Annotated in this window: 12 protein-coding genes; 7 read left to right on the top strand and 5 right to left on the bottom strand. The window is 67.4% G+C overall.

Annotated features, from left to right (window positions below; genetic code table 11):
• Nucleotides 1–87 precede the first annotated feature (87 nt).
• The 5 genes from AC1DT6_RS28600 to AC1DT6_RS28580 all read right to left on the bottom strand — a co-directional run bounded on the left by AC1DT6_RS28600 (nucleotide 88) and on the right by AC1DT6_RS28580 (nucleotide 5110).
• Complete coding sequence (locus AC1DT6_RS28600; RefSeq protein ID WP_441633791.1) at nucleotides 88–1551, bottom strand: efflux transporter outer membrane subunit; 1464 nt, start codon at nucleotides 1549–1551, stop codon at nucleotides 88–90.
• A complete protein-coding gene (locus AC1DT6_RS28595) occupies nucleotides 1551–2648 on the bottom strand; it encodes an HlyD family secretion protein (protein WP_441633793.1) in 1098 nt (365 codons plus the stop codon). The genes AC1DT6_RS28600 and AC1DT6_RS28595 overlap by 1 nt, the downstream gene beginning before the upstream one ends.
• Complete coding sequence (locus AC1DT6_RS28590; RefSeq protein ID WP_441633795.1) at nucleotides 2645–3343, bottom strand: ABC transporter ATP-binding protein; 699 nt, start codon at nucleotides 3341–3343, stop codon at nucleotides 2645–2647. Before AC1DT6_RS28590 ends, AC1DT6_RS28595 begins: the two co-directional genes overlap by 4 nt.
• A 2-nt stretch (nucleotides 3344–3345) precedes the next feature.
• Complete coding sequence (locus tag AC1DT6_RS28585; RefSeq protein ID WP_441633811.1) at nucleotides 3346–4482, bottom strand: ABC transporter permease; 1137 nt, start codon at nucleotides 4480–4482, stop codon at nucleotides 3346–3348.
• 160 nt (nucleotides 4483–4642) lie between these two features.
• A complete protein-coding gene (locus AC1DT6_RS28580) occupies nucleotides 4643–5110 on the bottom strand; it encodes a CBS domain-containing protein (RefSeq protein WP_441633797.1) in 468 nt (155 codons plus the stop codon).
• 343 nt (nucleotides 5111–5453) lie between these two features.
• On the opposite strand from AC1DT6_RS28580, the gene AC1DT6_RS28575 reads away from it, so the two are divergent.
• The 7 genes from AC1DT6_RS28575 to AC1DT6_RS28545 all read left to right on the top strand — a co-directional run bounded on the left by AC1DT6_RS28575 (nucleotide 5454) and on the right by AC1DT6_RS28545 (nucleotide 12221).
• Entirely contained in the window at nucleotides 5454–5789 is a 336-nt protein-coding gene (locus AC1DT6_RS28575) for an ElaB/YgaM/YqjD family protein (protein ID WP_045241564.1), read from the top strand.
• Between the two features lie 27 nt (nucleotides 5790–5816).
• Nucleotides 5817–8117 carry a heavy metal translocating P-type ATPase gene (locus tag AC1DT6_RS28570; RefSeq protein ID WP_477115139.1) on the top strand — a complete coding sequence of 767 codons (2301 nt, stop codon included), beginning with the start codon at nucleotides 5817–5819 and terminating at the stop codon, nucleotides 8115–8117.
• 136 nt (nucleotides 8118–8253) lie between these two features.
• The gene (locus AC1DT6_RS28565; protein WP_441633801.1) at nucleotides 8254–8751 is read left to right on the top strand and encodes a hypothetical protein; all 498 of its coding nucleotides are present in this window, start codon (nucleotides 8254–8256) and stop codon (nucleotides 8749–8751) included.
• Between the two features lie 169 nt (nucleotides 8752–8920).
• A complete protein-coding gene (locus AC1DT6_RS28560) occupies nucleotides 8921–9124 on the top strand; it encodes a YgaP family membrane protein (RefSeq protein WP_441633803.1) in 204 nt (67 codons plus the stop codon).
• Between the two features lie 31 nt (nucleotides 9125–9155).
• Complete coding sequence (locus AC1DT6_RS28555; protein ID WP_441633805.1) at nucleotides 9156–9665, top strand: hypothetical protein; 510 nt, start codon at nucleotides 9156–9158, stop codon at nucleotides 9663–9665.
• Between the two features lie 13 nt (nucleotides 9666–9678).
• Nucleotides 9679–10437, top strand: a complete 759-nt coding sequence (gene phbB / locus AC1DT6_RS28550) for an acetoacetyl-CoA reductase (protein ID WP_441633813.1) — start codon at nucleotides 9679–9681, stop codon at nucleotides 10435–10437.
• Nucleotides 10434–12221 (top strand): PHA/PHB synthase family protein, encoded by a 1788-nt coding sequence (locus AC1DT6_RS28545; RefSeq protein WP_441633807.1) that lies wholly within the window; start codon nucleotides 10434–10436, stop codon nucleotides 12219–12221. Before phbB ends, AC1DT6_RS28545 begins: the two co-directional genes overlap by 4 nt.
• The last annotated feature ends 258 nt before the right edge of the window (nucleotides 12222–12479 follow it).

The raw sequence follows: 12479 nt of genomic DNA, 5'->3' as shown, positions 1-12479 counted from the left end.
GGCCGGCCGGACCGCCGGACGATGCGGGATGCCGGCGGTGCATCCGGCTCACCCTCTCGCCAAGCCACCGGATGGCCCGGACGATCATCACGGCCGCCTTGCCTGCGCTTGCGCGGCACCGGCGTCCCAGCCCCCGCCCAGCGCCAGGAACAATGCCACGGTGTCCTGCAACCGCTGGGTCCTGGCCTGCAGGTAGCCGATATCGGCCTGGTGGTACTGCGCGTTTGCCACCAGCACCTGCAGGTAGCCGGCGGTGCCGGCCTGGAAGTTGGCCTGCAACTCCTGCAGGGCCTCGTAGGCGACGTCCCGTGCCTGGCGCGTGGCGGCGACCAGTTCGCCATCGTGCTCCAGGGCACGCAGCGCATCGGCTACCTGCCCGAAGGCAGCCAGCACAACCTGCCGGTAACCGGCCTGCGCGGCATCCCACTGGGCCACGGCGGCTTGCCGCCGGTAATACAGTCCGCCACCGTGGAACAGCGGAGCCGTGATGCCCGCCCCGAGGCTCCAGACCGCGCTATTGCCACCGAACAGGGAACCGATCTGCAAGCTGTCGCGGCCGTAGCCTGCGCTCAGGGTAATGGCAGGGAACATGGCGGCGGTGGCCACCCCCACTTCGGCACTGGCAGCGTGAAGCTGCGCTTCGGCCAGCAGCACATCCGGACGGCGCCGGACCAGTTCCGCCGGCAGCACCCGCGGAATGTCAGCCGGCAAGCGCAAGGTCTCCAGCGTCACGGCAACGGGCTCGCCCTCGGCCGGGTAACGGCCCGACAGGGTCGCCGCCAGGTGATCCGCCTGCTCCAGCCGCTGCCGCAGCGGCGGCAGCGTCGCCTCCAGCGAGGCAAGCTGCACCGCCAGGCTTAGCTCGCTGACGTGCGCGGCCGTCCCGGCCCGCACTTGCGCGCGCGTGATCTCCACCTGCTCGCGCACCAGTGCCGCCAGCTCGGTGGTGGCCTGGATCTGGGCGGCATAGCCGGCCTGCGCGACCACGGTGTTGACCAGGTTGCCGGTCAGCGCCAGGTAGGTGGCGCCCAGCGTCTGCCGCTGCAGGTCGACCTGCGCGGACAGCGCCTCGACCGCGCGCCGGTTCAGGCCGAACAGGTCGAGCGTGTAGCTGACGGTGGCGGTCAGCGAGAACAGGTTGAAGACGCTGGACGGAACGGACTGGCCAAAGCGGACCGGCGTGGCCGCCTGCCGCGTCGCCCCGGCGGTGGCGTCCAACTGTGGATAGAACACGCCGGCACCGGCGCGCATGGCGGCCTCGCTCTGCCGCAGGTTGGCCTGCGCTACCTGCAGCGTGGGGTTGCCAGCCAGTGCCGCGTCCATGGCGCTGTCCAGCGCGGTGCTGCCGAACATGCGCCACCAGTCCGCTGGCAGCGCGGACGCGTCGGTGAAGCGCTGCGAAACGCCATCGCCAGCCGGCGTCCGCGCCGCGTCTCCCCCACGCGTGAAGCTGGCCGGCACAGCCGGGTCGGGGCGCACGAAATCCGGCCCCACGGCGCAACCGCCCAGCAAGGCAAGGACCGCCGCGATCCAGGGCAGCGCATGGCGCATCACGATGCGCCGCTCACGTAGACATCGACCAGCTGGCCCGGATAGACATTGACGTCGGGCGGCGGGCTGAACTTGAACAGCAAGGGCAGCACGCGCACGTCCACGCGCTCGGTGCGCTGGTCGGAAAGCTGGATCTTGGGCGTGACGTAAGGCTGCATGCGCAAGAACTCGAGCGGGATGCTGGTGTTGGTGCCACGCACGAACATCCTCGCCTGGATGCCCTTGCCCGCCTTGGCGCCGGGCAAGCGCTGCAGCAGGATCTCGTCGACATACACGCGCACCGCCAGCGTGCCCGGCACGCTGCCCATGACGATCACGGGCGTGTAGCCCTGCGTGTAGGTGCCATAAGTGCCCAGCGAGGACACGAAGGCGCCCACCGCCGTATTGACCGACATCACCACGCCGTCCACCGGCGCGCGGATCACGAACTTGCCGAGCAATGCCGCCGAGGCGGCAGCGGCCTTGCGCAAGGCGTCCACCTGCCGTTCCTGGTTACGGATATCGTAGACCCAGGCGCCAGCGCGCGTCAGTTCCAGCTGGCGGCGCGCAACGTCGACGTTGCCGCGCGCCACGCGCACCGCGTTGGCTGCGTTGTCCATGGCGTCCTGGCTGACGGAGCGAGCGTTGAGCGCATACGATCGCTGCAGTTTGTCAAACTGATCCTGAACTGTCCTCAGGCCCGCCGCACTCGCCTCCACCTGCGCGCGCGCCACATCCAGCGTCTCCTTGCGCGGCAGCGCCTTCAGTTGCGCCAGTACGGCCTCGGCGGCCTCCGCCTGCGCCTGTTGCTGCGCCGCCAGCGCGCGCTGGACCGAATCTTCGATCACCAGCAGTTCCTCGCCCCGCCGTACCTCCTGTCCCTCGCGCACGGGGATGCGCACCACCGTGCCCGCGACTTCGGGATAGAGGTTGATGTTGGCGCCGTTCTCCTGGTAGCTCTCGATGATGCCGTTGGCGTAGATGCCAGTCTTGTAGGGATTGGCGGCCGGCTCGAATGCCGGCGGCAGCGGCGGTCTTTGCTGGGCGTAGAAGATGGCGGCCACCACGCCGGTGGCGGCTCCTGCCACGGAGAGGATGAACAACCACCTGATCTTCATCCGGCCACTCCCCGCTCGATGCATTTGAGCTTGCCATCTTCCATGTCGAGGATGCGCGTGGCCATGTCGAAGATGCGGGCGTCGTGGGTGACGATGACGATGCAGCGACGGTCGTTGAGGATATGCGTCTTGACGAAGGCCATGATGGCGTGGCCGGTATCGCCGTCCAGCGAGGCCGTGGGCTCGTCAAGGATCAGGATATCCGGCTGGCTGACGATGGCCCGCGCGATGGCCACGCGCTGCTGCTCGCCGCCGCTGAGCTTGATCGGCGGCAGCTGGGCGCGGTTGGCCAGGCCTACGATTTCCAGGTAACGCTTGGCCTCGTTCAACGCATCGTTCCAGTCGCGGCCATTGAGGATCAGCGGGATCGCCACGTTCTCCAGCGTGGTCAGGCGCGGAAACAGGTGGAAGTCCTGGAACACGAAGCCGATCCTGGCGAGCCGGAATGCGGCCAGCGCATCGTTATCGAGCGTCCAGATGCTGGTGCCGTCGATCATCACCTCGCCGCCGTCCGGGCGCAGGATGCCGGAGATGACGCTCAGCAGCGTGGTCTTGCCGCTGCCAGACGGGCCCACGATAAACAGGATCTCGCCGAAGTACGCCTCGAAGCTGACCTGCCGCAGCGCATTGGTCCGGGCCTCGCCTTCGCCGAACCATTTGTCCAGCGCCTTCGCGGCAATGGCAACGCGCGGCATGCTCACCCCCGGAAAATATCGAAGGGCTCGATGCGCAGCACCTTGCGCACGCCGATATAACCCGACACCCCGGCGATCACGATCACCATGACCAGCGCCAGGCCCAGGTTGTGGAAGGTGATCATGGCGGCGTAGTTGGGAAGGCGCAGCCGCGCCAGGCTGATCAGGATGGCGCACAGGCCAATGCCCAGGCCGTATCCCGTCAGCGCCGTGAAGGTTGCCTGGAACACGATCATCGCCACCAGTTCGTGCCCCTTGGCGCCGATCGCCTTGAGCGCGCCGAACTTTTCCAGGTTTTCCAGGATAAAGGTGTAGAAAGTCTGCCCCGAGATCGACAGCCCGACGATAAAGCTGATCACGGTCATCAGCAGGATATTGGTGCCGAGCCCGGTCTGGTACTTGTAGAAGTCGGAGATGCGCTGGATGAACTGGTCCTTGGTCAGCGCGCGGTAGCCCAGCTTCTGCACCTCTCGCTGAATCCGCGTCACATCGGCCGCGGACTTCGGTTCGACCAGGATGTAGGAGATCGTATAGCGCGCGGTCGGCAGATACTGGATGGCGCGCTGGTAGGTCGTATAGAGCGTCGGCACGCCGAACAGCCCGCTGGTGGAGACCTGCGCAATGCCGACCACCACGCCGCGATGGTCGTTGATCTCGAAATCCGTGCCGACCACGGGGTTTTCCAGCTTGCGGAATTCGGCATCCTTGACGACCAGGAAAGCATTCTCGGCATAGATGTCCTCTACCCTGCCCTGGAGCACATCCGGCCGCCCGAACAGGCTGGCATCGTCGATGCCGACCACCGTCACGGGCTGGTAGGTGCCGCTCTTCAGACGCACCAGCGCGCCGCCCGAGTAAAGCGGCACCGCGAATTTGACGCCCTCGATGCTGCGCACGGCATTGAGCATGTAGTCCGGCATGCCGATGGTATTGGCCACGGTATTGACCGCCGGGTCCATGACCCAGATGCTCGCGCCGATGTTGTACACGGTCGACGACGAGCGGTTGAGCACGCCGGCGAACAGCGACGTCATCTCGATCATCAGGAACACCGCGAACGTGATCCCGACCAGCAGGCCGGTGAACTTGGCCCGGTCGTTGACCAGCAGCTTGTAGGCGAGCTTGAGAATGCCGGGCACCATACTTTTTCTTTCTTGTCAGCGTGCCGCATTGGCCGCATTGGCCGCGCCACCTACAGCTACCTACCGCCAGCGACCACCATCGCCCACTCCGGGCGGGATCCGGGAGGGCATCTGGGGTAGGGGGCGAGCCGCGCAGCAAACCTCGCGTTCCCGCCGTTCAGGTGTGCAGCGGCGACTGCACGCTGCCTGAGCGCTCGCGCTCACGCTCGTTGTGCAGCACGCTGGCGAGCATGTTCCATTGGGAGCCGAGGGCGTCCACCAGATCATCCAGGGACAGCACGCCAACCACCGTCTCGGCATCCGTTACCGCGAGCCGGCGCACGCCGTGCGCCAGCATCGCTTGCAGCGCGTCGTCCATGCCGGCATCCTTGCCGATCGCAACCACGCCGCGCGTCATCACGTCGGCCACGGTCGCCTGCCCGGGCGCGATGCCCGCGGCGGTGCTCTCCAGCACGATGTCCCGGTCCGTCACGATGCCGATCGCGCGCTGGCCCCCGCCGAAGGGCTCGGTGACCACCAGCGCGCCGACGTGGCGGTCGCGCATCTGCACGGCGGCGTCGCGCAGCGTGCACGTATGCGGGATATGAACGGCGGACAGCGAGCAAATCTCTTCGATCCTCATCATGATTCTCCTGGCGTGGCGTGGCGTAGCCGGCCTACACGCGCCCATCAAGCTTCGCGTGCGGTACATCGGCGATGCACAGTGGCTTGCAAGGCGCGCCGGACCTGAACTCAGTCTAGCGCCGGGCGCGCGGCCGCCATTGATGCAAATCAACCCGCTTGCCGGCTTTTGCCGCGCCTGGAAGGCGGGATCGCTCCCCGCCACGGCGCCAGGCATTGATAAGGATCAACCGGCGCGCGGGCCCGCTGCCTATAGTGGGAAGTGCCTTTGCGCTATCCGCCATTGCGGATACGTCACGCTTCATGCCCCCCGTATCCACTTCGACCGAACCAGCCAGGAGAATGCCGTGAACGACCTCAGATCCGCCCTGTCCGCGCACCGTGCCACGCTACAGCACGACATCAACGTCTTGCTGGCCGATGTGCAGGCATTGCTACGCGACACCGCCGCCCTGACCGGCGAGCAAGCCGGCCAGGCCCGTGAGCAGTTCAAGGCACAGCTGGAGGCGCTTCAGCTACGCCTGCGGGATCTGCAGGCGCAAGGCCGCGACCAGGTCCGCGACTGGGCCGACGCCGGCGAGGAGTACGTGCATGCGCACCCATGGCGCACCCTTGGCGCCACCGCGGCCGTTGCCGCCGCCTGCGGGGCGCTGTTCGCCCTGGCGCTCGCCCGCCGGAACTGAGCACGGATCGCCGGGGCTGATCGCAGCATGGCGCTTTTGGAGCCCCGCCATCACCGCTGGCTCGATATCGGGCTCCTCTCGCTCTCCGCAGTCACGCTGAGCGCGGGTTCGCTGCTGTACTGGTTCGAATCGGTCGCGCACGCGCGCGCCGTGTGGCTGACAGGCGTCGTGCCGGTGCTGATCTCGCTGGCAGCCAGCACCATCCTGGCGGCATGGCGCCGCCAGGCCGGCGTGGACATCCTTGCGCTGCTGGCGATCGGCTTCGCATGGTGGCTCGGCGAGYACTTTGCCGCGGCTGTGATCAGCCTGATGCTGGCCAGYGGGCGCGCGCTGGAGAGCTACGCGGAAACGCGCGCCGCAAGCGAGATGAGCGCGCTGCTGCGCCACGCCCCGCGCGAGGCCAGCCGTTACGAAAACGGGGAATGGCGGCCGGTGCCGCTGGACCTCGTGCGTCCGGGCGACCGCTTGCTGGTACGCGCCGGCGAAGTGGCGCCTGCCGACGGGACGCTGATCCAGTCCGCCGACCTGGACGAATCCACCCTCACCGGCGAGGCCATGCCGCAGCGCCGCGCGCCGGGCGAGCCCCTGCGCAGCGGCGTGGTCAACGCCGGCGCGCCGTTCGAGATGCTCGCGGGCGCCACGGCGGCGCAAAGCACCTATTCGGGCATCGTCCGCCTTGTCATGGAGGCCCGGCAAAGCCGCAGCCCGTCGACGCGCATGGCCGACCGCTATGCCCTGCTGCTGGTGCCGCTGGCGCTGGCCGTGGCGGGCGCCGCCTGGTTCTTGACCGGCGATGCGCGCCGGGCCCTCGCGGTGCTGGTGGTGGCGACGCCCTGCCCGCTGATCCTGGCAGTGCCGGTGGCCATCGTCTGCGGCATGTCGCGCAGCGCCAGCCGCGGCATCCTGGTCAAGAGCGGCGCCGCGCTCGAAAGGCTGGCGCAGGGCCGCGTATTGTTCTTCGACAAGACGGGCACGCTGACCGCCGGCCAGGCCCGCGTCTCGGCCATTGAGGCAGCGCCGGGAGACGCGCCCGATGAAGTACTTCGCCTGGCTGCCTCGCTGGCACAGGCATCGGTGCATGTGAGTTCGCGCGCACTGGTCGCCGCAGCCCGCGAACGCGGGCTGGCACTGGCGCTGCCGGCCAAGGTCGGCGAGGAACCCGGCGCCGGACTGAGCGGCATCGTCGACGGCCACGCCGTCACCCTGGGCTCGCTGGCACATGTGGCCAGGGCAACCGTGCCCAAGCCGTGGAGCACGGCCTTGCTGCGGCGCCTGAGCCATGAAGGTGCGTCGGCCGTCTTCCTTGGCGTCGATGGCGCCATGCGCGGCGCGCTGCAACTCGCGGACCAGATCCGGCTCGACACGCCCCGCGCGCTCAGGCTGCTCAGGCAGGCCGGCATCCGGCGCATGGTGATGCTGACCGGCGATCGCGACGACGTTGCGCAGATGACCGGCGCGATGCTGGGCGTGACGGAAGTGCGCGCCCAGCAAACGCCGGCGCAAAAGCTCGAGGCGATCCGCGAGGCGCAGCGCCACGACACGGTCATCATGATCGGCGACGGCGTCAACGACGCCCCCGCGCTGGCTGCCGCCGACGTCGGCGTGGCAATGGGCGCCGCGGGCGCCGCCGCGTCGGCGCAGGCGGCTGACATCGTCCTGCTGGTCGACCGCCTGGACCGCCTGGCTGAAGCCATCCAGATCGCCAGGCGCGCGCGCCGTATCGCCGTGCAGAGCGTAGTGGCAGGCATGGCGCTTTCCCTGGCGGCCATGATCGCAGCCGCCTTCGGCTACCTGCCGCCGCTTGCGGGGGCGCTGCTGCAGGAGGCGATCGACGTCGCCGTGATTCTGAACGCACTGCGGGCCCGCAAGGCGGGACCGGACTGGCTGCCCGCGCAGCTCTCCCGGGCCGAAACCGCGAAACTGAAGACCGAGCACGCCGAACTGGGGCAGGTGCTCGACCAGGTGAGATCGATGGCGGATCGCGTTGCCAGCCTCCCCGGTGGCGTCGCCGCCCTGGAACTCGCGCATCTCAACCAGGCACTGCGCCAGCAATTGCTCGCGCATGAGCGGCATGACGACGCCGACCTCTATCCGGAACTGGCGCAACGGCTTGGCGGCAGGGACCCGCTGGCCGCGCTGAGCGGCGGGCACCGCGAGATCTTCCGCCTGGTGGGCCTGCTGGAACGCATCGCCGCCGACCAGCCCGCGGACGGGATCGACCTGGAAAGCGCGCAGGAAGTCCGGCGCCTGTTGTATGAGCTGAATGCGATCCTGCGCCTGCATTTCGCGCAGGAGGACGAGTTGTATCACGCGCTGGGCGACGCCTGACGGACTGCCCGCCGGCGCGCCCAGCCTTGCGCGTCATTGCGCTGGATCAAGCGGCAAGCCGCGCCACCGGCAATACTGGAGACACCGGCCCGCGGTTGACATAGGCGGGCAGACTCAGACACGGACCGACTCCATCATGGCTGGCAAACTTATCCCCGGCTCGCTCGCGGCAGCGGCGCTGGCTGGGCTCATCGGTACCGCACTGCCCGTGCATGCGGCGCAGCCGAATCCTGAAGCCCTGCCCCAGGTACTGCAGATCAATGGGATCGCCTATGTGTCCGGCGGTGTCGGCGAGGACGAGGCAAAGGCCATGCGCGCGGTGGCCGGCCGCTTCAATGTGCGGCTTGGCTTCTACAACGCGAAGGGCGGCGAGGCATTGTCCGACGTCACGGTATCGCTCGTGGATGGCGACGGCAAGCGGCTCCTGCGGGTCGTTTCCAGCGGCCCCCTGCTTTATATGCAGGTACCGGCGGGTGCCTATACCGTGCGTGCCCAATATCAGGCCGACAGCCAGGCGCGCCGGTTCACGGCCGGACGGAATGCGGTCAGCTACACCTTCCGCCTGCGCATCAATGAAATGGAAGATGACTGGGTCTATTGCGAGTCGCGGTGTCCGCGGCCCAGCCTGCGATGAGACCGGCAGCATCGCGGTGTGCGCTCCTTGCGTCGATTGCGCGCGGCGGTTGCCGCAGATCAAAGCCGGCGCCAGCCATCTGGCTATATTGGAATCGTGCACTCGCCGGATCGCGCAGCCGCCTCGGCGAATCACATCTACCCTGCCGGGCTATCGAAAGGAGTTCACCGTGCAAGCCAATATCGGAACCGTTGACCGGACCCTCAGGATTGTCGCCGGCCTGGCCTTGATCGGCCTTGCCGTCACCGGCACGATCGGCGCGTGGGGATGGATCGGCGTGATTCCCGTCCTGACCGGACTCGTTCGCATCTGCCCGCTCTACAGCATGCTCGGCGTCAGGACCTGTCCGTCCGCGTGCGGAAAGCCCAACTGACGTGGCCACCAATCCCAATACGGAGACTCACATGACAGACCAGACCGACGCCCCCTTCGCGTTCTTCAGCGCCAATTGCGAAGCAGGCCTGCGCGCGCTGACATTGATGCAAGAGAGCCGCGAGCGTTTCCTTGAGATCCAGCTCGACGCCATCCGCCGGGACATCGAGACCACGCGCGAAGTCGGCGAGCAGCTTGCCAATGCCAGCAACTTCGCCGCCTTCGCCACGCTGCCCGTCACCATCCTGCGTAATGAAGCCGAACACTGCGCGCAGCTGATGCAGGCGTGGATGCGTCTCGCCATCCACAACCAGACCGCCATGGTGGAACAGATGCGCGAAGCCGGCGAATCCTGGCAGCGCTGCCAGGCGACAGGCTTGCAGCAGGCGGGGAATACCGCCTCGATGATGGCGCCGGTGCAGGCTTTGTTCGAGAAATTCAGCCAGGCCGCGGCGTTGAAACCCGCGTTGAACGGCACAGGCGCGGAGCCGGCAGACGGCGCCCTGGCCGCGACGCGCAAGAAGGTCATCCATGCCAGCTGACCGCCCCGCCGGCATGCCCGCCAATCCGCCTTCAGGCCGGATCGCACTGGTGACGGGCGGCCTGGGCGGACTGGGTGAAGCCATCGCGATGCGCCTGCACGACGCCGGCCATCGCGTGGCCGTCACCCATTCGATGGGCAATGACCATGTCGAAGCCTGGCTAACGCGCCAGCGGGCAGCGGGACGCGAGTTCAGCGCCTTTGCCACCGACGTGGCCGATTTCGAAGCATGCCAGTACTGCGCCGCGCAGGTCCTTGCCGAAATGGGCCAGGTCGATATTCTGGTCAACAACGCGGGCGTCACCCGCGACATGACCTTCAGGCGCATGACCAAAGCCGACTGGGACATCGTACTCAGGACGGACCTGGACTCCATCTTCAACATGACCAAGCCCTTGTGCGACGGCATGGTCAGCCGCGGCTGGGGCCGCATCATCAACATCGCCTCGGTGAATGGCTCCAAGGGCGCCTTCGGCCAGACCAACTATTGCGCCGCCAAGGCCGGGATACACGGGTTCACCAAGGCGCTGGCGCTGGAAGTGGCAGCCGGCGGCGTGACCGTCAACACAGTCTCGCCCGGCTACCTGGCCACGCACATGGTCACCGACATGCCTGCCGACATCCTCCAGGCCAGGATCCTGCCGCAGATCCCGGTTGGCAGACTCGGGCGGCCGGAAGAAGTCGCCGCGCTGATTACCTACCTGTGCTCCGATGACGCGGCGTTTGTCACCGGCGCCAATATCGCCATCAATGGCGGACAGCACATGCAATGAACGCACCCGCTCCGACCAGTGAAATCGCCGCAGCGCCCGAGGCGGAATGCGGCTGCGGCCCCATGGAAGCCGAACGGCACCAGCTCGACGAGCAGGTACGCTCCACCCTGGCCAGCGCCACGCAAGGCATGTCGCTGGCCTCGTTCTGGCTGGCCGGGCTGGACTGGGCATTGCACCTGGCGATCTCCCCCGGCAAGGTCGACGCCGCCGTGGGAGAGTGGATGAGCGCAACGATTGCCACTGCCGCCGGCATGTGGCCGGGGCCGTCGAGCGCGCAGCCAACGCCCGGCATGCCGGCGCGGCCGTCCGACCTGCGCTTCGCCGACCCTGCCTGGTCGCAGTGGCCCTACCATTTCTGGCGCGACGTCTTTCACAACAACGAAGCGCTATGGGAGTCGCTGACGCACGGGCTGCGTGGCGTGTCTCCCCACCATGAGCGGATCGTATCGTTCTGCGCGCGGCAGATGATCGATATCTGCTCACCCGGCAATGCCTGGTGGCTCAACCCCGTGGTGCTGCAGGCCACGGCCGCCAGCGGCGGCACCAACCTCCTGCACGGCGCCCGGCACTGGCTGCACGATATGCAGGACGTGGTGGCCGACCTGTCGCGCGATCCCAGCCTGCGCCGCCCGCCCACCTTCAAGGTCGGGCGGGACGTCGCGGTCACACCCGGCAAGGTGGTGTACCGCAATGCGCTGATGGAACTGATCCAGTACTCGCCGGCCGGTGCCGAGGTATGGCGGGAGCCGGTGCTGATCGTACCGTCCTGGATCATGAAGTACTACATCCTGGATCTCCAGCCGCGGGATTCGCTGGTGCGCTACCTGGTCGGGCAAGGCCACACGGTCTTCATGATCTCGTGGAAGAACCCGGATGCCGAAGCGGCCGGCATGGGCCTCGACGACTACCTGCAACTGGGGATACGGGCCGCCTTGCGCGTGGTCGGCGAACGCTGCCCCGACGCGCGCATCCACGCCGCCGGCTATTGCCTGGGCGGCACCCTGCTGGCCGTCTGCGCCGCGGCGCTGAGCCGCGACGACAATGGCGCGCCGCTGCAAACCCTGACCTTGCTCGCCAGCGAGACGGACTTCACCGAGCCGGGAGAACTCGGCCTGTTCATCGACAGCAGCGCCTTGTCCACGCTGGACGCGATGATGCACCAGCAGGGCTACCTGGATGGCCCGCAGATGGCCGCCGCCTTCCAGATGCTGCACTCACGCGACCTGGTCTGGTCCCGCATGATGAGCGAGTACCTGCTCGGCAAGCGGCTGCGCCCGAGCGACCTGGTGTCGTGGAACCGCGATCTCACCCGATTGCCGTACCGCATGCATTCGGAATGCCTGCACAAACTGTTCCTCTCCAACGAACTCGCCACCGGGCGCTACTGCGTGGACGGGCGGCCCGTTGCCTTGTCCGACCTGCGGTTTCCGGTGTTTGCGGTGGGCACCGAGCATGACCACGTGTCGCCGTGGCGCTCGGTCTACAAGCTGCATCTGCTCACCCCTGCCCCGCTGACCTTCCTGCTTACATCTGGGGGGCACAATGCCGGCATTGTTTCCGAACCTTCGCACCCTGGCCGGCGATATCGGGTGGAAACCCGTGACGCCAATGCGCCTTATGGGAGTCCGGAGCGGTTTCTTGCCAGGGCTGAGCGGCATGAAGGGTCGTGGTGGCCATGCTGGCAAGCGTGGCTGGCGGCGCGTTCGACCGGGCGGGTTGGTGCGCGGGATGTGGGGTCTGGTGCGCTTGCGGATGCGCCTGGGGGTTATGTGTTGGAGCGGTAGTGGGTGGATTTGATGGGGGAATCGGCGGGGGGGTGAGTGCTCGTGCATAACTTCAACTTCAACTTCAACTTCAACTTCAACTTCAACTTCAAAGGCCTAAAGTCAAAGGCGGTTTCACCCCCCTGCGGGGGGCGACCTACTTTCTTGTCTTGCCAAGAAAGTAGGCAAAGAAGGCGCGCCGGATGGGGCGACACCCCCTCGGGATCCGGCGAAAAGAGCGGCCGGGACCCAAACTCGCATCGCCTTTCGCATCGCCTT

Source organism: Cupriavidus sp. 01L45, assembly GCF_056399885.1.
The sequence above is the reverse complement of the archived record's forward strand: the minus strand, read 5'-3'. Positions and strand labels throughout refer to the sequence as shown.